This is a genomic window from Streptomyces sp. NPDC007189, from assembly GCF_040703635.1.
Classification (GTDB): domain Bacteria; phylum Actinomycetota; class Actinomycetes; order Streptomycetales; family Streptomycetaceae; genus Streptomyces.
Window position 1 is genome coordinate 556,869 of the sequence record NZ_JBEYEY010000003.1, and the last position, 20,927, is coordinate 577,795.

A 20,927-nucleotide genomic window follows, 5' to 3' on the forward strand; every position below is an offset into this window, starting at 1 on the left:
ACGGGACCGGGACGGCTCCTCGGGATTCACGGCGTGTCCCCTCCGTCGGTGTCGAACCGCTCCGGCCGGAACGGCGTGAGATCCAGCTCCGGTGACCTCCCGGTGAGGGCCTGCGCGATCAACTGCCCGGTGCCGGCGGCCAGTCCGATGCCGGCGCCCTCGTGCCCGCAGGCGTGGAACAGCCCCGGCGCGCGCGGGTCGGGGCCGATCGCCGGGAGGTGGTCCGGCAGATACGGCCGGAACCCGGCGTACGCCCGCAGCGCGCGCACCCGCTGCAGGAACGGGAACAGCCCGATCGCCCCGGCCGCGAGCGCCCGTACGGCCGGCAGCGACAGCGAGCGGTCGAAGCCGACCCGTTCCCGGCTCGCGCCGATCAGCACCGGGCCGGCGGCCGTGCCCTCCACCACCGGCGAGGTGCGCAAGCCCGCCGAGTCGCTGGCGACGTCCGCCACGTAGTCCGCGGCGTACACCTTGTGCCGGACCGTCCGCGGCAGCGGCTCGGTGACCAGGACGAAGCCGCGCCGGGGGAGCACCGGCAGCCGGACGCCCGCGAGCGCCGCGAGGTCGCCGCCCCAGGTGCCGGCGGCGTTCACCACCGCGGGTGCGTGCAGGTCGCCGCGGTCGGTGCGGACGCCGGTCACCGCGCCGTCGGCCGTGCGCAGCATCCCGGTCACCGTCCACCCCGTGTGCAGGCGGGCGCCGGAGGCGCGCAGCAGGTGGGCGGCGGCCAGGGCGGGCATGACCTGGGCGTCCTGCGGATAGTGCACCCCGCCGGCCATGTCAGGGGCCAAGTGCGGCTCCAGCCCGGTGAGTTGGTCCGCGGCGACCGGGCCGGCCGTGACTCCGGCCGCCCGCTGGCCGTCGGCGAACGCGTGCAGCGCCGCGAGCGCCTCGGGACCGGCGGCGACCACCAGGCCGCCTTTGGGCTCGTACTCGACCGCCGTACCCAGCTCGTCGCCCAGCCCCGCCCACAACCGGGCCGACAGCAGGGCGAGATCGAGTTCCGGGCCCGGTTCCTTGTCGGAGACGAGCAGGTTGCCCTCGCCCGCGCCGGTGGTGCCGCCGGCCACCGGACCCCGGTCCACCACCCGCACGTCGAGGCCCGCCCGCGCGGCGTACAGGGCGCAGGCCGCGCCGACCATGCCGGCGCCGACCACCACGACATCGCAGGTCAGTCCCTTCGCCACGCCAGTACTATGTCACATGGTCCCGCTCCTGAGGAGGCTTTCGGCGGGCGTGGAGGGGCCGTATCGCCTCGGCCGGGTGTCCCAGGCGTGGACGCCCCCTTGACGGCGCCGGACGCCGGATCGACACTCCAGGACGGGAACCCTAGTGAACAGGTAGGGAATCATGACGCGCCTCGACACCGGCACCGGCCACACGGGCCGTACGCCGCTGTGCGCACCCCTGCTCACCTCCCGCCGGCACATCGACCTGCTGCGCGTCTGCAGCGCCATCAGCCGCGGCCGCTGAGCCGGCCCCTCGCGCCCACCGGCAGGCCCGAGCCGGTCCCTCGCGCGCACCGGCCGGCGCCGGCCCTCGACGCGCACGTCCGTACGCCCATCACCCGGGGAGACGCATGTCCATCGCTCCGCTCGCCGCCGTCCCGTCCGTCCACCGCGCCGCCCCCGTCTTCCGGGGCCGGATCGGCCAGGACCCGCGCAGTGGCCACTACGCCGTGCCGCACCGCTACCGGCTCCATCTGTCCACCGCCTGCCCCGACGGGCTGCGCCTCGCCGTCGCGCACAGCCTCCTCGGCCTGGACGGCAGTTGTCCGGTGACGCTGCTGCCCGCCGTGCCCGACTGTCCCGGCGGCGGCCACTCGGCGCTGCGCCCGCTGTACGAGGCGAGCGCCCACCACTACACCGGCCCCGCCCTCGCGCCCGTGCTCAGCGACGACTGGTCCGGGCGGATCGTCAGCACCCACGCCGGTGACATCCTGCGGGACCTCGACCGGTTCCCGCGCGAGGGCGCAGCCGCCCTGTACCCGTGCGGCCAGGAGTCCGTGATCGAGGCCGTCGAGCGGATGTGCGCCGAGGGCATCGAAGGGGCCGCGCAGCGAGCCGGCCGGGCCGGCGCCGCCCCGGCCGAGCGGGACGCCGCCCTCGGCGTGCTCCTCGACACCCTGGGCCGGCTGGAGCGGCGGCTGGCCGGCGAGGAGTACCTGGTCGACGGCCGGCTCACCGCCGCCGACGTCGAACTGTGGGCCGCACTGGTGCAGCTGGACACCGTCCACCGCTGCCACCTCGACGCCTCCGCCGTGCACCGCATCGCCGGACACCGCGCCCTGTGGGCCTACGCGCGCCGCCTGGCCGCCCACCCGGCGTTCGGCCGCCACCTCGACCTCGACGGCATCTGCCGCCGCCACCACGGCCGCTGCCAGGGGCTGGAGGCCGCCGGAGCCGCCGTCCAGATCCTGGACTGGGCGGGCCACGCCGCCGACGCCGAGGACGCTTTCCGCAGGTGACGGCGGCACCGCCGGTGTCCACTGAGCGGACGGCCGTTGACATTCGAACGGCCAACTGCCTTACTTACGGCTCAGAACGGTCATGAGCGTCAGCGCCAAGCCCTGGCTCGCTGACCGGCAACCCTCGCATCGCGGTGGGGTGCCCCAGGTGACGACCGGACCGGAACGACGTTCTCGGTAAGCGCGAGGGCCCCGCGGGGCCGGAACAGTGACAGGTGACGCCATGGACGCAGCTCTCAGGACGGCCGCGAGCCGCCCCCAGGGCCGCGTACGGCCGTACGCCGGGCTCCTCGTCGCCGACCGCGCCGTCGACCTGCTCCGCGTCAACAGCGCACTGTGTACCGTGCCGGGCCGTGCCCGCTGCCGGGGCTGACGCCTTCTTCCAGCCCCGCCCGCCCTCCTCGCGTTCCTGACGCACACCGCCGCCCGTGCGGTGTGCCGTCGTCCGCGGGCCCCCGGTTCCCCCGCGCCGCCGTGCGCCGCCCCGTGCCGTAGTGCCGCGGCGGCCTGCACCCGCGCGCCGCGATCCGGGCGCCCGACTCACGCCGACTCAAGCCGGAGCCCGCCATGAGCGAACCCCCAGGCGCCGTCGTCTCCCTCGCCGAGGCGCCGTCCGCCGACACATCGTCAAAGCCACTGACAGCACAGCGCGTCCAGCCGTTGCGGCGTCCGGGACGGTGGATCGTCACCGCCGTCGTGCTCGTGCTCGTCGCGCAGATCCTGCACGGGCTGGCCACCAACCCGTTCTACCAGTGGGACCGCTTCCGCTACTGGTTCCTGCGCCCCACCGTCCTCGACGGCCTGCTGGTCACCCTCGAAGCCACCGCGCTCAGCGCCGTGTTCGGGCTCCTCGGCGGCATCCTGCTGGCCCTCGGCCGGCAGTCCGGCAGCCCCGTGCTGCGCGCCGTGAGCTGGACCTACACCTGGCTCTTCCGCTCGGTGCCGCTCATCGTCGTCCTCATCTTCCTCTACAACTTCTCCGCCCTGTACAAGACCCTGAGCCTCGGCATCCCCTTCGGCCCCGCCTTCGTCACCTTCGACGAGTCCAGGCTCGCCACCGACATGACGGTCGCCGTGGTCGGGCTCAGCCTCAACGAAGCGGCGTACGCGGCCGAGGTCGTCCGCGGCGGCATCCTCTCCGTCGACCAGGGCCAGCACGAGGCGGCGGCCGCGCTCGGCCTGCCGAAGGGCTACCAGTTCCGCAGGATCGTCTTCCCGCAGGCCCTGAGGTCCATCACGCCGAACTACGTCAACCAGCTCATCGGCCTGATCAAGAGCACCTCGCTGGTGTTCTACGTCTCGCTGCTCGACCTCTTCGGCTCCGTGCAGACCATGGGCAGCACCTACCCCGGCGACATCGTGCCGCTGCTGCTGGTCGCCACCGTCTGGTACCTGATCCTCACCAGCGCCGTGTCCGTCGTCCAGTTCTACGTCGAGCGGTACTTCGCGCGGGGCGCCACCCGCAGCCTGCCGCCGACCCCGCTGCAGAAGGCGCGCGCGGGCCTCGACGGGTTCCGGGCCCGGCTGCGCAGGGAGGCCGCCGTATGACCACCGCCGACACCCTTCAGACGACCCCGGCCGCGCTGGAGGTCCACGACGTCCACAAGTGGTACGGCGCCCACCGCGTGCTGGACGGCATCGACCTGACCGTCCGCCCCGGCGAGGTGGTGGCCGTCATCGGCCCCTCCGGCTCCGGCAAGTCCACGCTGCTCAGGGTCGTCAACCACCTGGAGAAGCCCGAGATCGGCCAGGTCAGCGTCGGCGGCGAGCTGATCGGCGTCAAGCGGGCGGGCGGCGGACGGCTGAAGGAGCTGAGCGAGCGCGCCATCCTGGCCCAGCGCAGCCGGATCGGCTTCGTCTTCCAGAACTTCAACCTCTTCCCGCATCTGACCGTCCTCGACAACGTGGCCGCCGCGCCCGTCGCCACCGGCCGGCTCACCAGGCCCCAGGCCCGGGAGCTGGCCCGCGAACTGCTCACCCGGGTCGGCCTCGGCGACCGCGGCGGCGCCTACCCGCGTCAGCTCTCCGGCGGCCAGCAGCAACGCGTCGCCATCGCCCGGGCGCTCGCCCTGCGCCCCGGCATCATCCTGTTCGACGAGCCCACCTCCGCGCTCGACCCCGAACTGGTCGGCGAGGTGCTCTCCGTCATCAAGGACCTCGCCACCAGCGGCACCACCCTGGTCATCGTCACCCACGAGATCGGCTTCGCCCGCGAGGTCGCCGACCGGATCGTGTTCCTCGACGGCGGCCGGATCGTCGAACAGGGCCCGCCGCAGCAGGTCCTGGACCGGCCCCGGCACGAGCGGACCCGGGCCTTCCTCGCCAAGGTCCTGTGACCCTCCGCCTGGCCCCGGCACCCCCGAACACCACCGAACGCACCGAACTCCACGGAACGACAAGGAAACAGCCATGCCCAGCCACCTTCCCCGACGCAGCCTGATACGCGGCCTCACCGCGGCGACCGCCGTCGCCGCCCTCGCCACCACCCTCGCCGCCTGCGGTGGCGACAGCGACGCGGCCACCACCGACAGCGTCGCGTCCGGTGAGGTGGTCATCGGACAGGTCTCCAACGGCGCCGCCCGGCCGGTCACCCTCAAGGTGCCGGAAGTGAAGTCCATCAGCGCCGAACTGCCCGCCTCGATCCGCAAGAGCGGCCGGCTCGTCATCGGCGAGGGCGCCCTGCCGTCCGGGTTCCCGCCGCTGGCGTACGTCGGCTCGGACCAGAAGACCCTCACCGGCTCCGAACCCGACCTCGGCCGCCTGGTCGCCGCCGTCCTCGGTCTCAAGCCCGAGCTGAGGAACTTCACCTGGGAGAACCTCTTCGTCGGCATCGACAGCGGAAAGGTCGACGTCGCCTTCTCCAACGTCACCGACACCGAAGAGCGCAAGCGGAAGTACGAGTTCGCCTCCTACCGGCAGGACAACCTCGCCTTCGAGGTGCCGAAGAAGAGCACCTGGAACTTCGACGGCACCTACGAGAACCTCGCCGGCAAGACCGTCTCCGTCGGCTCCGGCACCAACCAGGAGCGGATCCTGCTGGAGTGGAAGGCCAAGCTCGCCAAGGAGGGCAAGAAGCTCACCGTCAAGTACTACCCGGACCGCAACGGCACCTATCTCGCCCTCGCCAGCGGCAGGATCGACGCCTATTTCGGCCCGAACCCCGGCATCGCGTACCACATCACGCAGGTCGCGAACACGCCGAACGCGACGCGCAACGCGGGCGAGTTCTCCGGCGCGGGGGAGCACCTGCAGGGCCTGATCGCGGCGACCGCGAAGAAGGACAGCGGCCTCGCCAAGCCGGTCGCCGACGCCGTCAACTACCTGATCAAGCACGGCCAGTACGCCACGTGGCTCAAGGCCTACCACCTCTCCAATGAGGCCGTCGCCACGTCCCAGGTCAACCCGCCCGGACTGCCGCTGGACAACTCCTGACGGCGGGCCGCCCGGGGACCGGACCCGAGCCGGGAGCGGGCCGGTCCCGGGGCGCGGGAACAACCCGAGGCGGCCGCGCGTTGTGCATCATGACGAGATCCGCGAGGCGGCTGCCCACCCGGCCCGCCGAGCCCGACGGACGGAGGTGACGGCCGTGCCCCGCGCACTCCCGCCGCGCGCCCCGCGCCCGTACCGCTCCGTCCGCCTGATCACCCGGCCGCACATAGACCTCCAGCGCGTGTCCGCCGCGCTCTGTCGCCGCTGACCTCTTCTCCCGGCCCGCCCAGCCCCGAAGACCCGGGTTACCCCTGCCGCGCTCGCCCGTGCCGACGCCTGCCCCGCGAGCCGGTGTTCTCCTCCGGACGTCAAGGAAGGCACCGACGTGTCCTCAACCTCCTCGTCAACACCCTCCGCCCCGCTGCACCTCGCCGTCGCCCTGGACGGCACCGGCTGGCACCCCGCGTCCTGGCGCGAGCCGGTCGCCCGCCCCGGTGAGCTGTTCACCGCCCGGTACTGGGCCGACCTGGTCGCCGAGGCCGAGCGCGGTCTCCTCGACTTCGTCACCATCGAGGACGGCCTCGGCCCGCAGTCCTCGCACCCCTTCGACCCCGACGAGCGCACCGACCAGGTGCGCGGCCGGCTCGACGCGGTCCTCATCGCCTCCCGCATCGCCCCGCTCACCCGGCACATAGGCCTGGTCCCGACCGTGGTGGTCACGCACACCGAGCCGTTCCACATCTCCAAGGCCATCGCCACCCTGGACTACGTGAGCACCGGCCGCGCCGGTGTGCGGGTGCAGATCAGCGCCCGGCCGCACGAGGCCGCCCACTTCGGCCGCCGTACCGTCCGCCGGATCGAGGCCTACGACAGCCTGGCCGCACAGGACGTGCTCACCGAACTGTTCGACGAGGCCGCCGACTACGTGGAAGTGGTGCGCCGGCTCTGGGACAGCTGGGAGGACGACGCCGAGATCCGGGACGCGGCGACGGGACGCTTCATCGACCGGGACAAGCTGCACTACATCGACTTCGAGGGCCGCCACTTCAGCGTCAAGGGCCCCTCGATCACACCCCGCCCGCCCCAGGGCCAGCCCCCGGTGACCGCCCTCGCCCACCAGACGGTGCCGTACCGGCTGGTCGCCCGCCAGGCCGACATCGGCTACGTCACCCCGCACGACACGGACCATGCCCGGGCGATCGTCGCCGAGATCCGCGCCGAGCAGGAGGCCGCCGGCCGGGCCGCCGAGCCGCTGCACATCTTCGGCGACCTCGTCGTCTTCCTCGACGACAGCCGGGCCGAGGCCGAGGCCCGCCGGGAGCGGCTGGACGCGCTCGGGGGGGAGCCGTACACGAGCGACGCCCGCGTCTTCACCGGCACGGCCGCCCAACTCGCCGACGAACTGGAGGAGCTGGCCGAGCAGGGGCTGACCGGGTTCCGGCTGCGGCCCGCCGTCGCCGGGCACGACCTGCCCCGCGTCAGCCGGGACCTGGTGCCCGAACTCCAGCGCCGGGGCCGCTTCCGGCACGCCTACGAGGCGGACACCCTGCGCGGCCTGCTCGGCCTGGCCCGACCCGCCAACCGCTACGCAGCAGCCTGAGCCGGAGAGGACGACCCCACCCCATGAGCAAGCCGCTGAAGCAGATCCACCTGGCCGCCCACTTCCCCGGCGTCAACAACACCACCGTGTGGAGCGACCCGGCCGCCGGCAGCCACATCGAGTTCAGCTCCTTCGTGCACTTCGCGCAGACCGCCGAACGCGCCAAGTTCGACTTCCTGTTCCTCGCCGAAGGGCTCAGGCTGCGCGAACAGGGCGGCAAGATCTACGACCTGGACGTCGTCGGCCGCCCGGACACCTTCACCGTGCTGGCCGCGCTCGCCGCCGTCACCGAACGGCTCGGCCTGACCGGCACCATCAACTCCACCTTCAACGAGCCCTACGAAGTCGCCCGCCAGTTCGCGAGCCTGGACCACCTCTCCGGCGGCCGCTCCGCCTGGAACGTCGTCACCTCCTGGGACGCGTTCACCGGCGAGAACTTCCGCCGCGGCGGCTTCCTGCCGCAGGAGGAGCGCTACTCCCGCGCCAAGGAGTTCCTCGCCACCGCCCATGAACTCTTCGACTCCTGGCGCGGCGACGAGATCCTCGCCGACCGGGCCACCGGCGCCTTCCTGCGGGACGCCAAGGCCGGCGCCTTCGTCCACCAGGGGCAGCACTTCGACATCCACGGACGGTTCAACGTCCCGCGCTCCCCGCAGGGCCGCCCGGTGATCTTCCAGGCCGGAGACTCCGAAGAGGGCCGCGAGTTCGCCGCGTCCGGCGCCGACGCCATCTTCAGCCGGCACGCGACCCTGAAGGAGGGCCAGGCCTTCTACACCGACGTCAAGTCCCGGCTCGCGAAGTACGGGCGCCGCCCCGACCAGCTGCTCATCCTGCCCGCCGCGACCTTCGTCCTCGGCGACACCGACCAGGAGGCCGCCGAACGCGCCCGCGAGGTGCGCCGGCAGCAGGTCAGCGGGGCCACCGCCATCAAGCACCTGGAGTTCGTGTGGAACCGTGACCTGTCGGCGTACGACCCGGAGGGCCCGCTGCCCGACGTCGACCCCGTGGTGAGCGAGGAGCACATATCCCGGGGCCGCGCCCAGGTGCGGATGTACCGGGACCCGATCGCCGTCGCCCGCGAGTGGCGGCAGCTCGCCGAGGCCAACAAGTGGTCCATCCGCGACCTGGTCATCAACACCGGCAACCGGCAGACCTTCGTCGGCTCCCCGGACACCGTCGCACAGACCATCGACGACTTCGTGCAGGCCGACGCCGCCGACGGCTTCATCCTCGTCCCGCACATCACGCCCGGCGGCCTCGACCCCTTCGCCGACAAGGTAGTCCCCCTGCTCCAGGAGCGGGGCGTGTTCCGCACCGACTACGAGGGCACGACCCTGCGCGACCACCTCGGCCTCGCCCACCCCGACGCCGCCGCGTACGCCCCGGCCGAGCGGGCCGCGTCCTGAACGGGCGGCCGCACACCGGCGCGGCCGCGGTCGTCACCTCCCCCGTAGGTGACGACCGCGACCGCTTCCCCGCTCCCCCGGCGCCGGACCGTGGCCGCTGCCGTCCCTGTGCCGTCACCGGCACACGACCGCCGTCGCTCCGGGCCCCCACCCGGAGCGCGAACAGACGCGGACGGCGAAACGGCGGCCCCTGACGAGCCGGACCCGGGCGGCGGCGTCGTCCGGCGCGCCGCCGTCGTCTGCCGCGCAAGCGAGCAGAGGCGTCGGGTCATGCGCCCAGCCTGCCCGCCCGCCGGCGCCGGGCGCCTGAGTCGGGGGCTACTCAAGTCGCCCTGTATCAAACCTGAGTACTCGCGCTCTGCATGAGGTGAGGACTTACGAGCAGGACGCCAAGACGCTTCAGCTGCCCTGGCCGTTCACCGGCCGGGAGGAGGAACTGGAACTGGTCCGCGGGTCGTCGGCCGCCGGTCGGCCCGGCCTCGTGGTCACCGGACCGGCCGGCCACGGCAAGACCCGGCTGATCACCGAGGCGGTCCGGGGCACCGAGCACGCCCTGGTCACCGGCACCCCCGAGGCCCAGACCCTGCCCTTCGCGGCCTTCGCCCACCTGCTGCCCGACACCGTCTCACTGCACCACGCGGTACGGACGCTGTCCGGCGTACGGCTCCTCGTCGTGGACGACGCCCATCTGCTGGACGAGGCCTCCGCCGCCCTCGTGCACCAGCTCGCCGTGCACGGCCGGACCCGGCTCGTCGTGGCCGCGGTGGACGGCGTGCCCGCGCCCGCCGCGGTGTCCCGGCTGTGGACCGGCGAGCTGCTGCCCCGGCTGGCCCTCAGGCCGCTGCCCTGCGACGACATCGCCCGGCTGCTCGGCGCGGCCGGCCTCGAACCGCTCACCGTGCGCCGGCTGCACCGGATGTGCCGGGGCGATCTGCGGCTGCTGCGCGCCCTGGTCGCCGCGCTCGGCCCGGCCGGGCGACTGCATCCCGTCGCCGGTACCGAGGAGCGGGCCTGGCGGGGCGCGCTGCCGGTCACCGCGGCGGTACGGGAGCGGCTCGCGCCCGTGCTCGACCGCTCCCACCCCGGGGAACGGGACGTGCTCGAGCGCCTCGCGTTCGCCGAGCCGCTGCCGTTGCCGCTGGACGACCTCGATCCGGCGGCCCTCGACCTCCTGGAGTCTCTCGAGGCGGACGGCCTGATTCACGTCGACGACGAGACCGGCGACGTCACCCTCGCCCACCCCCTGCACGGGCCGGCCCTGCGCGCCACGACCGGCAGGCTGCGCGCCCGGCGGCTGGCCGGCACCCCCGCCTCGTACGGCCCGCCCCTGGAGGCCGAACGGCGGCTGCTGGTAGGGCGGATGGAGCAGCTCGACGTCCGCCCGGCGCCGGCACCGGTGGGGGAGTGGCTGGTCGCGGAGGGCACGGGGCTGCCCGCCGGGTACGCCGCCGTCCGCGCCCGGTTCGCACGGCTGCGCGGCGAGCTGCGGGACGCCGCCGCGTGGGCCCGGGAGGGCCTGCGGGAAGCGCCGGGGGACGCGGCCTGCCTTGCGGAACTCCAATTGGCCGACGGCGAGTTGGGTGACGGCAGCGGTGACGATGTGTACGGCCGGTACGACGCCGTACGCCTCGGCGCGCCCGAGCGGGTCCTCGGGCGGCTGCCGGCGGGCAGCGTGTTCGCGCGGCACGCGGAGGCCTTGGCGCGGGGAGACGGAGCCGGTCTTGACCGGGTCGCCGAGGAGCTGGAGGAGCGGGGGTTCCTGCTGTTCGCGGCCGAGGCGCGGGCGCAGGCCGTGCGGGCGCACCGGGATCCGCGGGCCGCGCGGGTCTCCCGCACCCGGGCGGTCGCGCTCGCGCGGCGCTGCCAGGGCGCCCGCACACCGGCGTTGGCGGGACTCGTCCTCGGTGAACTCACCGCGCGGCAGCGGCAGATCGTGACGCTGGCGGCGTCCGGGCTGAGCAACCGGGAGATCGCCGAGCGGCTGACGCTGTCCGTGCGGACGGTGGGCAATCATCTGTACAGCGCCTACAGCCGGCTCGGGACCGGTGACCGGGGTGCCCTGCCCTGGCTGGTGGACTCGCCGGAGCGTGCGTCGGCGTGACCCTCACGCCGCCCCGAACGCCGCGAACGCCCACCCCGTGGCCTGGTGGACGGAATCGCCCGGGAGGGCCGTACGGGCGTCGCGCAGGGCCTCGGCCAGGGACAGTCCGGTGTCGAGGCCCTTGTGGAGGGCCAGCATCAGCGGCACCACCGCAGCGTCGTTGACCGGCGCGCTGCTGGCCACCACCCCGGCCGTGCCCAGCGGCAGCAACGCGGTGACCAGGCCGAGGAGTTCGTCGGCGCCGACGGAGGCGAGGCGGGCGGTGTCGCAGCTGGAGAGGATGATCCGGTACGGGCTGCGGGCGAGCCGTTCGAAGTCGTGCACGATCAGCGGGCCGTCGGCCATGCGCAGGGCGGAGAACAGCGGGCTGTCGGCGCGGAACGTGCCGTGCGCCGCCAGATGCGCGAGCGCCGCGCCGTCGAGGTGCTCCAGGACGCGTGGGACCTGGGCTTCGTCGCCTTCCAGGACCGTCGCGGCGCCGTACCGGCCGGCCAGTTCCGGTACCTCCGCTCCGCCGGTCGCCAGGCCCGGCCCGCGCACCAGCACCTGCCGGCCGCCCGGCGGCGGCTCGGTCTCGCGGGCCCGCAGCCAGCTGCCCGCCGACGGCGAGACGCTGAGCACCCGGTCCCGCAGCGCGGGCAGCAGCGCCCAGGGCACCCGGTGCAGCGCCCCCGGCGGCACGATCACCACGGGTCCCGAGCCGAGGTGGGCCGCCGCCCCGCCCAGCAGCAGCTCCTGCAGCCGCAGCCCGGCGGCCTCCACCAGCGGCAGCCGGGCCTCGGCGCCGGGGTGCGCCAGGCGCCGCAGCCCGGCCTGGACGTACTCGGCCTCGGCGACCGCCTGGGCGAGCGGGCCGCCGGTGAACCGCCGGACCCGGCCCTGCCCGCACAGCAGGACGTGCACCCGCCCGTCGACCACGGCGAGTTCCACCAGCCGCGCCTCGCCGAGCCGGTCCAGCAGCCGGGCCACGCCGAAGCCGTCGCCCGCGTGCGGGGCCGAGCCGCGCATGCGGTGGATGCGGGAGCGGATCTCCCGTTCCAGGCGCCGCTGTTCGCGCTCCAGCGCCGGCACCGGACGGCCCTCCATCCGGGCCTCCTCGGCGCGGGCCGCGATCTCCCGGTAGGCGGTCAGCACGCTGAGCAGCGCCGGGTCGGCGGGCGGCCGGGTGGGCGGCGTGGACAGCACGGTCGCCCGCCAGCGCTCGCTCCACTGCAGCAGCCGGCGCGGTGAGCCGTGGGCGAGGCTCACCTCCTGGGCGAGCGCGGCCAGTTCGGCGCCCTGCGCGGTGGCGTGGGCGCGCAGCTCCGAGGCGCCGAGCGTCATCCGGTGGTCGTCCAGCACGCCCAGACCGCGCCGGCACGCCTCCAGCACGCCCCGCCGGGACCCGGCCGCGCGCGCCCTGAGTGCCTGTGCCGCCCAGCCCGTCACCCGGGCCGGCGGCGGCCCGCCGTACCGGCTGCGCGCGGCCACCGCCAGATGCCGTTCGGCGTCGGCCGGCCGGCCCAGCGCGAGCGCGATCCGGCCCGCGAGCAGGGACGCCTCCGGTGCGGCCGGCGAGCCGAACGAGGCCAGCTTCTCCGCGACCGCCGCCGCGTCCGCGACCAGCCGCCCCGAGCGGCGCCCGGCCGCCGCCCGCGCCTCGAGCAGCACCAGCCGGGCATGCGTCTCCCACCACGGCCTGCGCTGCGCCGCGAACAGCCGTACGGCGACGGCGGCGCGGGCCGCGGCGGTGTCCGGGTCCTGGGCCGAGCGGGCGGCCCGCGCGGCGGCCAGCAGCAGCTCGGCCTTCCGGGTGGACTGGCCGCCGATCCGGTCCAGCAGCGCGATCGTCGCGTCCGCCTCGGCCAGCGCCTCCGGGGCGAGCCCGGCCGCCATCAGCACCTCGCAGCGGCGCAGCGACAGCATGTAGGTGGGGGTACCGAGTTTCGCGTACCGTTCCTCGGCCTCGTCCAGCAGCCGCAGCGCCGCCGGGATGTCACCGGAGCGGAACGCGGCGAGCCCGCGGCTCTCCACCGCGTCGGCCTTGTCGTGCTCCTGGCCGGTGGTGTCCCACAGCCGTTCCGCCGCCGTGAAGTCGGCGACCGCCCGGTCCACCGCGCCGAGCGCGAGATGGACGGTGGCCCGCAGGGTCAGCGCCCGCGCGGTCCAGATGTCGTCGCCGATGTGCCGCAGCACGGGCAGCGCCCGGCGCACGTCCTCCAGCGCCTCCCGGTGACGCCCCAGCACCCACCACACGTACGCCCGCCGGAACAGCACCCGGGCCCGGGTGTGCCCGCTGCCCCGCGCCACCCCGCGCTCGAAGGAGGTGAGCCCCTGCCGCGTGCGCCCCGCGTGCACCAGTGCGACTCCGAGCGTGGCGAGCACATCCGCCTCGCGGTCGGCCGATTCGGCGCGCGCGGCCAGGTCCCGGGCCCGCCGCAGATGCCGCAGCGCGATCCGCAGATCGCCGAAGTCCCGCTGCCAGATGCCGAGGACCTGGTGGGCGACGCTGGCGTGCAGCGGCGGCGGAGCGGCCCGCAGCACCTGCTCAGCGCGGGACCGGGCCGCGCCCGGGTCGGCGAACACCAGGGGCAGCAGTTCGAGGACCGAGTCGCTTCCCGCCGTCACGTGTCGCATCGTAGTGGCCACCTGTATCAGACGGCGGCCCCGCGGCTCTCTCTGTCGAACGCCGTCGTCAGGGGGAGGACAGGTCATGGCACCACAGCGGTTCCACGAGCAGTTCCAGCACATCCAGCGCTCGATGCCGGACGTCTCCCTGGCCATGGGCCCGGACGAGGACGCCCACTTCCTGTACGAGAAGGGCGTCGTCCTGGCCCGGGACGGCGAGGAGGCCCGCGTCGTCGAGGACGCCGTGCGCGCCCACTTCACCGCGACCGACGGCCTGGTCCCCGACCACGTCCGGCGCGACGGACCCGAGGCCGGCCGCACCGGTGTCACCCGCATCCGCGTCGGCGACCCGGCCGCCGGCGACGACGCCGTGCCGCACGCGCTGCGCGCCCTGCGCGAGGCCGAGGACCGACGGGGCCGCCGGCTGGTGAGCCGCAACCACGTGGTGCACATCGCGGTCAACGCCTGCCCCGGCGACGAGCCGGTGCCGGTCGCACGCACTCAGCCCGCCAACCCGGCCGCCGCCGAGGGCGGTTGCGACGCGGACAGCGCCGCCCGCGTTCTCGTGATCGACACCGGACTGGTCCGCGACCACGGCTCCTACCCGCTGCTCGCCCGCACCACGGGCGACCCCGAGGCGGCCGAGACCGACGCCGACGGGGTGCTGCGCCCGTACGCCGGCCACGGCACGTTCATCGCCGGGATCCTCGCGGCCGTCGCGCCGGGCACCGCGATCACCGTGCGCGGCACGCTGAACGACGCCGGGGCCATCCTGGAGTCCGAGTTCGGCGCCCGGCTCTTCGAAGCGGTCGACCAGGGCGGCTGGCCCGACATCATCAGCCTCTCCGCGGGCACCACCACCGAGGGCGGCGACGGCCTCATCGGCCTGGACGCGTTCCTGCGCGAACTGCGCGAGCAGCGCACCCTGCTGGTGGCCGCGGCCGGCAACAACGCCAGTGACACGCCGTTCTGGCCCGCCGCGTACGCCGCCCTGCCCGAGTACGCCGGCAGCGTGCTGTCGGTCGGCGCGCTGCGCGCGGACGGCGACGGCGAGGCCTGCTTCAGCAACCACGGGCCCTGGGTGCGGGTCTTCGCCCCCGGCGAGCGTCTCACCAGCGCCCTCACCGGCTTCGGCACGCCCGTGCCGTACGTCTACCAGCACTCCACCTACGACGCCTGCCGGTTCGGCTACGACTATCCGTGCACCTGCCGGTTCCCGCGCCACACCGGCGTGCTGAGCGAGGACCGGGAGAGCACCGGCGCCAAGCCGGACCAGGTGATGTTCGACGGGCTCGCGCAGTGGAGCGGGACCTCCTTCGCCACGCCGGTCGCCGCCGGTCTCGTCGCCGCCCGCATGACGGCGCACGCGGAGCCCGATCCGCGCACGGCGCTCACCCGGCTGCTCGCGGACACCACCGACACCGCAGAGGTGCGCGGGGCGCGCGTCCCGGCGCTCCGGCCGGCCACCTGGCGTCCGGTTCCGGTCGTGGCCCCGGCCGTGCCCGCATGAGGCCGGGAACCCTCCACCCCACGGCGTACGATGACGTGCCGTACATGAGGGGTGGAGCCGTGGACCGAACAGAGGTCGGCGCGCTCGTCCGGTCCGCCGTCGACGGGGACGCCGCGGCCTGGAAGGCGCTGGTGGAAGGGATGAGTCCGCTGGTGTGGTCGGTGGTGCGCGCACACCGGCTCTCCGAGGCCGACGGGCACGAGGTCTACCAGACCGTGTGGTTCCGCTTCGCCCAGCACCTGGGCCGTATCCGGGAACCCGACAAGGCCGGTTCCTGGCTGGCCAGTACGGCCCGCCACGAGTGCCTGAAGGTGCTCAAGAGCCTGACCCGGCTGACCCTGACCGACGACCCGCGGGTGCTGGACCGGGCCAGCGACGACCGGACCCCCGAGGAGTCGCTGATCGAGTCGGAGGACGAGGCGGACCGGGCCGAGCGGGTCCGCCGCCTCTGGCAGGAGCTGGACGGACTGGGGGAGCGCTGCCGGCAGTTGCTGCGCGTGCTCGTGTCCTCCCCGCCGCCCAGCTACGGGGAGATCTCGGCCGCGCTCGGCATCGCGGTCGGCAGCATCGGCCCCTTGCGCCAGCGCTGTCTGCGCCGGCTGCGGGCCCGGATGGACGCACGGGGTGCGGCGTGAACGAGGACGAACGGTTCCCGGAGGCGGGCCCGGTGGACGACGAGCGGGCGGACGCCCTGCTGGAGCGGGAGCTGCGCCAGGCGGCCGCGGTCCTCGACCCGGTTCCGGAGGCCCTGCGCCAACTGGCGCTCGACGCCTACGCGTTGCACGACCTGGACGCGCGGATCGCCGAGCTGACCTTCGACTCGCTGGTGGACGCGCTGCCGGTGCGGGGGGTGACGGACGCGCCGCGGATGCTGACGTTCAGCGCGGGCGAGGTGACCGTGGACGTCGAGGTCACCGAGGACGGGCTGATCGGCCAGGTGCTGCCGCCGCGGTCCGTGCACATCGAGGTGCTCGGGGGCCCGCGGACCGCCCGCCCGGTCCCGGTCGACAGTCTCGGCCGCTTCACCAGCGACACACCGCCGGCCGGCCCGTTCGCCCTCAGACTGCGGACCGGCACGGAGGTGATCGTCACGGAGTGGCTGCGGGCGTAGCCGTCAGCGGACCGAGGTGTCAGCGGCCCAGGTCAGCGGACCCACGTCACCGGCAGTGTCCGCGGGCCGCGGATCATCGTCCGGTGCCGCCAGCGCACCTCTTCGGCCGGTACCGCGAGCCGCAGCCCCGGCAGCCGGTCCAGCAGGGTGTCCACCAGCAGCTCGGTCTGCAGCCGGGCCAGCAGCGTGCCGGTGCAGAAGTGCGGGCCGTTGCCGAAGGCCACGTGCGGGTTCGGCTCGCGGTCGGGGTCGATGCGGTCCGGGTCGGGGAAGACGGCCGGGTCGCGGTTGGCGGCGAGATAGGAGACGTACACCGGCTCGCCCGCGGCGATCCGCTGCCCGGCGATCTCCACGTCCTCCAGCGCGATCCGGGCGAGCCCGACCGAGCTGCGGTGCGGGATCCACCGCAGCAGCTCGTCCAGCACCACACCGCGCGCCTCGGGATGCGTCAGCATCCGCTCCATCAGCTCCGGCCGGGTCAGCATCAGGTACAGCATCTGCCCGCAGTTGTGCGTGACGGCCTCGCCGCCGATCTGCAGCGGACCGGCCAGCCCGACGGCCTCCTCCTCGCTGATCTCGCCGCGCGCCACGGCCCCGCCGAGCATCGAGTAGACGTCCTCGCCCCGCCCGTCGGAACGGGCCCGGACGATCGTCCTGATCCATCCGTACAGGCCGTCCTTGGCGCGGCCGGCCGCCTCGGCCCCGTTGGTGGAGATGATCTCCCGGGTCCAGGCGTGCACCTGCGTCCGGTCGGCGGCGGGCACGCCCATCACCTCGCTGACGACGCTGAGCGGGAACGGCTCCAGCACCCGCTCGACCAGATCGGCCGGCGGCCCGCCGCGTACGACGTCGTCCACCAGCTCGTCCAGGATCTCCTGCGCGCGGGGCCGCAGCCGCTTCATGGCGCTCACCGTGAAGGCGCCGGCGACCGGCTTGCGCAGCCGGTTGTGGTCGGGCTGGTCGGCCCAGGCGAGCGAGCCCGGGCGGGGCGCGAAGTTCGGCGCCATCCGGGTCACCTGACGCTGTGTCACCTCGGCGCGGCTGAACCGCGGGTCGTTGGTGATCCGTTTCACGTCGTCGTAGCGGGTCGCCAGCCACGCCCAGCCCTCGCCGAACGGCAGCCGGATCCGGGTCAGCGGACCCTCGCGCATCAGGCCGGCGAGCACCGGGTCGAAGTCCGTCCCGTCCAGGTCGGGTGTGGGCCAGTCCCGTACGGGCGGGGCCTGGCCGGTGAGCGTGATCTCCTCGGTCATGCGCACCACCTTGGTACGGGCGCCTCCGGCTGTCCTGCGGGCGTAGGCCAGGCGGAGGGCCGGTGTGCGCCTACCGGGGGGCCGCGTCGACCAGTGCGGCCAGTGCGGTGGCCAGGCGGTGAAGGCCCGGGCCGGGAGCCCCGCCCGGCTCGGTCATGTAGGCGTCCCGCCTGATCTCCACCATCACGGCGGCGACCCGGGCGTCGGCGCCGTAGAACTCCAGCGGCACGTACGTCCCGGCGAACGGGCTGTTCAGGCCGGTCCTGCCCATGTCCGCGAACGCCGTGCGGGCCGCTTCGGTGAGCCACGCCGGGGTGTGGAAGGCGTCCGTGCCCAGGCACACCGGCGGGCGCGGGCCGGTGCCGTGCAGTTCGTAGGGCAGCGGCTCGGTGGGATAGGAGTGCACGTCGATAATCACGGCCCGGCCGGTCGCGGCCAGCCGTCCGGCGACCGCCTCGGTCATGGCGCGCGCGTACGGCCGGAAGTACCGGGCCAGCAGCGGCTCCGGGTCGGTGTCCGCGGGCCGCAGCTCGCCCCGGTGCGTGGTCCGCGTGTACACGGCGCCCATGCCGACGGCCGCCATCTCCTCCCGCTCGTCCGGGAACCGCTCGGGATCCACGACGAGCCGGGACAGCCGGTTCACGAACCGCCAGGGCCTGACCTGCGCCAGTACGGCGGCCCGCGCGGCGAGTTCGGCGGTGTGCGCGTCGGTGATGTGGTCCAGCTCCCGGTCCAGGGCGGTGTCGTCCAGCACGATCCCGGCCCGCACGTCTGCCGGGACGGCCCGCGCGGAGTGCGGCACGTGCAGCAGCACGGGCGAGCCGGGATCACCCGGCAGCAGTTCGAAGGAGGGCATGGGCGGCTCCGGGACGTGGTCGGCGGTGTTGGATACGGCTCCGCCCCGGCCGGTGACCCCGGCCGGGGCGGAGCGCGCTCACGAGGGCGGCTCGGGCGCCGCGGGCACTAGCTCAGCGAGGCCAGGGCCTCGTTCCAGGTGGCCGACGGGCGCATGACCGCGTCCGCCTTGGCCTTGTCGACCTGGTAGTAGCCGCCGATGTCGGCCGGCTTGCCCTGGACGGCGATCAGCTCGTCCACGATCTTCTGCTCGTTCGCGGCGAGGGTCTCGGCGAGCGGCGCGAAGGCCTTCGCCAGGTCCGCGTCGTCGGTCTGCCGGGCCAGCTCCTGCGCCCAGTACAGGGACAGGTAGAAGTGGCTGCCGCGGTTGTCGATGCCGCCGACGCGCCGGGTCGGGGACTTGTCCTCGTTGAGGAAGGTCGCCGTGGCGCGGTCCAGGGTGTCGGCGAGGACCTTGGCGCGGGTGTTGCCGGTGGCCGCCGCGTACTGCTCGAAGGACGGGACGAGCGCGAAGAACTCGCCGAGGGAGTCCCAGCGCAGGTAGTTCTCCTTGACCAGCTGCTGGACGTGCTTGGGCGCGGAGCCGCCGGCGCCCGTCTCGAACAGGCCGCCGCCGGCCATCAGCGGGACGACCGACAGCATCTTGGCGCTGGTGCCCAGCTCCAGGATGGGGAAGAGGTCGGTCAGGTAGTCGCGCAGCACGTTGCCGGTCACCGAGATGGTGTTCTCGCCGCGGCGGATGCGCTCCACCGACAGCTTGGTGGCCTCGACCGGGGGCAGGATCCGGATGTCCAGGCCCTCGATGTCGTGCTCCGGCAGGTACTGCTTGACCTTCGCGATGAGCTGCGCGTCGTGGGCGCGGGTCTCGTCCAGCCAGAACACGGCCGGGTCGCCGGTGGCGCGGGCGCGGGTGACGGCCAGCTTGACCCAGTCGCGGATCGGGGCGTCCTTGGTCTGGCAGGCGCGGAAGATGTCGCCGGCCGAGACGGCCTGCTCGATCACGACGTTGCCGGCCTGGTCGACGAGGCGGACCGTGCCCGTGGTGGGGATCTCGAAGGTCTTGTCGTGGCTGCCGTACTCCTCGGCCTTCTGCGCCATGAGGCCGACGTTCGGGACCGAGCCCATGGTGGACGGGTCGTAGGCGCCGTTGGCGCGGCAGTCCTCGATCACGGCCTGGTAGACACCGGCGTAGGAGGAGTCCGGCAGCACCGCGAGGGTGTCGTGCTCCTGGCCGTCCGGGCCCCACATGTGGCCGGAGGTGCGGATCATGGCCGGCATCGAGGCGTCCACGATCACGTCGGAGGGCACGTGCAGGTTGGTGATGCCCTTGTCGGAGTCGACCATCGCGAGGGCCGGGCCCTCGGCCAGCTCGGCGTCGAAGGAGGCCTTGATCTCGGCGCCCTCGGGCAGGGACTCGATGCCCTTGAGGATGCCGCCCAGACCGTCGTTCGGGGTCAGACCGGCGGCGGCGAAGGTCTCGCCGTACTTCGCGAACGTCTTCGGGAAGAAAGTGCGCACCACGTGACCGAAGATGATCGGGTCGGAGACCTTCATCATCGTGGCCTTCAGGTGCACGGAGAACAGCACGTCCTCCTGCTTGGCGCGGGCGACCTGCGCGCCGAGGAACTCGCGCAGCGCGGCGACGCGCATCACGGAGGCGTCGACGACCTCGCCCTCGAGGACCGGCACGGACTCGCGCAGCACGGTCGTCGAGCCGTCGTCGCCCTTGAGCTCGATGCGCAGCGTGCCGGGCTCGGAGATCACCACGGACTTCTCCGTGGAGCGGAAGTCGTCCACGCCCATGGTCGCCACGTCGGTCTTGGACTCGGCGGTCCAGGCGCCCATGCGGTGCGGGTGGGTCTTGGCGTAGTTCTTCACCGAGGCCGGGGCGCGGCGGTCGGAGTTGCCCTCGCGCAGGACCGGGTTGACGGCGGAGCCCTTGATCTTGTCGTAGCGCGCGCGGATCTCGCGCTCCTCGTCGGTCTTCGGGTCGTCCGGGTAGTCCGGCAGCGCGTAGCCCTTGCCCTGCAGCTCGGCGATGGCGGCCTTCAGCTGCGGGATGGACGCCGAGATGTTCGGCAGCTTGATGATGTTGGCCGCGGGCGTCTTGGCCAGCTCGCCCAGCTCGCTCAGCGCGTCCGGGATGCGCTGGTCCTCGTTCAGGTACTCCGGGAAGACGGCGATGATGCGCCCGGCCAGCGAGATGTCACGCGTCTCCACGGGCACACCGGCCTGCGAGGCGTACGCCTGGATCACCGGCAGGAACGAATGCGTCGCCAGGGCCGGGGCCTCGTCTGTGTAGGTGTAGATGATGGTCGAGTCAGTCACCGGGTGCTCCGCTCCACGTCTGCAACATTGCTCGACATCAAGATATCTCGTGACGGGGCCCGGTTCGACAGGGGTCCCGGCCGGACAGCGCGGCGCGCCGCTCCGGCCGCGCGCCGCCGCGGGACGCGATGACAAGCGATCACCCGCCGACCACGGGCGGTCATCACGGAACCGGGCGTCCGGCCTCTTCCGGCCTCGGAAATATGGGAAACAACGGCTGCCGCGTGTTGCGCACCACCTCGGCGTGGCGGCACCGGCAC

18 protein-coding genes and 1 riboswitch are annotated in these 20,927 nt (G+C 74.0%); of the genes, 13 read left to right on the forward strand and 5 right to left on the reverse strand.

Going from position 1 to position 20,927, the window contains the following annotated elements; translation table 11 throughout:
* Window positions 1-26 precede the first annotated feature (26 nt).
* Window positions 27-1,187 (reverse strand): FAD-dependent oxidoreductase, encoded by a 1,161-nt coding sequence (locus tag AB0950_RS08680; protein WP_366778138.1) that lies wholly within the window; start codon window positions 1,185-1,187, stop codon window positions 27-29.
* Window positions 1,188-1,350: 163 nt separating this feature from the next.
* Between AB0950_RS08680 and AB0950_RS08685 the strand changes: the two genes are divergently transcribed.
* The 10 genes from AB0950_RS08685 to AB0950_RS08730 all read left to right on the forward strand — a co-directional run bounded on the left by AB0950_RS08685 (window position 1,351) and on the right by AB0950_RS08730 (window position 11,003).
* Window positions 1,351-1,473 (forward strand): putative leader peptide, encoded by a 123-nt coding sequence (locus AB0950_RS08685; protein WP_360160592.1) that lies wholly within the window; start codon window positions 1,351-1,353, stop codon window positions 1,471-1,473.
* Between the two features lie 106 nt (window positions 1,474-1,579).
* Window positions 1,580-2,467: a glutathione S-transferase C-terminal domain-containing protein gene (locus AB0950_RS08690; RefSeq protein ID WP_366778139.1), complete on the forward strand. Its 888-nt coding sequence runs from the start codon at window positions 1,580-1,582 to the stop codon at window positions 2,465-2,467.
* Between the two features lie 78 nt (window positions 2,468-2,545).
* Window positions 2,546-2,657, forward strand: a riboswitch (SAM riboswitch).
* Between the two features lie 33 nt (window positions 2,658-2,690).
* Window positions 2,691-2,840, forward strand: a complete 150-nt coding sequence (locus AB0950_RS08695; protein WP_360160590.1) for a hypothetical protein — start codon at window positions 2,691-2,693, stop codon at window positions 2,838-2,840.
* Window positions 2,841-3,034: 194 nt separating this feature from the next.
* Window positions 3,035-4,015 carry an amino acid ABC transporter permease gene (locus AB0950_RS08700; protein WP_360574124.1) on the forward strand — a complete coding sequence of 327 codons (981 nt, stop codon included), beginning with the start codon at window positions 3,035-3,037 and terminating at the stop codon, window positions 4,013-4,015.
* Window positions 4,012-4,803 (forward strand): amino acid ABC transporter ATP-binding protein, encoded by a 792-nt coding sequence (locus tag AB0950_RS08705; RefSeq protein ID WP_360160588.1) that lies wholly within the window; start codon window positions 4,012-4,014, stop codon window positions 4,801-4,803. Before AB0950_RS08700 ends, AB0950_RS08705 begins: the two co-directional genes overlap by 4 nt.
* A gap of 73 nt (window positions 4,804-4,876) precedes the next feature.
* Window positions 4,877-5,899, forward strand: a complete 1,023-nt coding sequence (locus AB0950_RS08710) for an ABC transporter substrate-binding protein (protein WP_360574123.1) — start codon at window positions 4,877-4,879, stop codon at window positions 5,897-5,899.
* Window positions 5,841-6,164, forward strand: a complete 324-nt coding sequence (locus AB0950_RS08715) for a putative leader peptide (RefSeq protein ID WP_366778140.1) — start codon at window positions 5,841-5,843, stop codon at window positions 6,162-6,164. Before AB0950_RS08710 ends, AB0950_RS08715 begins: the two co-directional genes overlap by 59 nt.
* 117 nt (window positions 6,165-6,281) lie before the next feature.
* On the forward strand, window positions 6,282-7,496 hold the full coding sequence (locus AB0950_RS08720; RefSeq protein WP_360160585.1) for an LLM class flavin-dependent oxidoreductase: 1,215 nt from the start codon (window positions 6,282-6,284) through the stop codon (window positions 7,494-7,496).
* 23 nt (window positions 7,497-7,519) lie between these two features.
* Complete coding sequence (locus AB0950_RS08725) at window positions 7,520-8,902, forward strand: NtaA/DmoA family FMN-dependent monooxygenase (RefSeq protein WP_360160584.1); 1,383 nt, start codon at window positions 7,520-7,522, stop codon at window positions 8,900-8,902.
* 367 nt (window positions 8,903-9,269) lie between these two features.
* Window positions 9,270-11,003 (forward strand): LuxR C-terminal-related transcriptional regulator, encoded by a 1,734-nt coding sequence (locus tag AB0950_RS08730; RefSeq protein ID WP_360160583.1) that lies wholly within the window; start codon window positions 9,270-9,272, stop codon window positions 11,001-11,003.
* 3 nt (window positions 11,004-11,006) lie between these two features.
* Here the strand turns inward: AB0950_RS08730 and AB0950_RS08735 are convergent, their stop codons facing one another.
* A complete protein-coding gene (locus AB0950_RS08735) occupies window positions 11,007-13,619 on the reverse strand; it encodes a CHAT domain-containing protein (protein ID WP_366778141.1) in 2,613 nt (870 codons plus the stop codon).
* 76 nt (window positions 13,620-13,695) lie between these two features.
* Between AB0950_RS08735 and AB0950_RS08740 the strand changes: the two genes are divergently transcribed.
* The 3 genes from AB0950_RS08740 to AB0950_RS08750 are packed head-to-tail and all read left to right on the forward strand — an operon-like array spanning window position 13,696 to window position 16,231.
* Complete coding sequence (locus AB0950_RS08740) at window positions 13,696-15,120, forward strand: S8/S53 family peptidase (RefSeq protein ID WP_366778142.1); 1,425 nt, start codon at window positions 13,696-13,698, stop codon at window positions 15,118-15,120.
* A gap of 44 nt (window positions 15,121-15,164) precedes the next feature.
* A complete protein-coding gene (locus AB0950_RS08745) occupies window positions 15,165-15,755 on the forward strand; it encodes a sigma-70 family RNA polymerase sigma factor (RefSeq protein ID WP_360574114.1) in 591 nt (196 codons plus the stop codon).
* Complete coding sequence (locus AB0950_RS08750; protein ID WP_366778143.1) at window positions 15,752-16,231, forward strand: hypothetical protein; 480 nt, start codon at window positions 15,752-15,754, stop codon at window positions 16,229-16,231. Before AB0950_RS08745 ends, AB0950_RS08750 begins: the two co-directional genes overlap by 4 nt.
* A gap of 32 nt (window positions 16,232-16,263) precedes the next feature.
* Here the strand turns inward: AB0950_RS08750 and AB0950_RS08755 are convergent, their stop codons facing one another.
* The 3 genes from AB0950_RS08755 to AB0950_RS08765 form a co-directional block, all read right to left on the reverse strand.
* Window positions 16,264-17,484, reverse strand: a complete 1,221-nt coding sequence (locus tag AB0950_RS08755; protein WP_366778144.1) for a cytochrome P450 — start codon at window positions 17,482-17,484, stop codon at window positions 16,264-16,266.
* A 70-nt stretch (window positions 17,485-17,554) separates the two neighbouring features.
* Window positions 17,555-18,340: an N-formylglutamate amidohydrolase gene (locus AB0950_RS08760; protein WP_366778145.1), complete on the reverse strand. Its 786-nt coding sequence runs from the start codon at window positions 18,338-18,340 to the stop codon at window positions 17,555-17,557.
* A 107-nt stretch (window positions 18,341-18,447) separates the two neighbouring features.
* Window positions 18,448-20,667: an NADP-dependent isocitrate dehydrogenase gene (locus tag AB0950_RS08765; protein WP_366778146.1), complete on the reverse strand. Its 2,220-nt coding sequence runs from the start codon at window positions 20,665-20,667 to the stop codon at window positions 18,448-18,450.
* Window positions 20,668-20,927 lie beyond the last annotated feature (260 nt).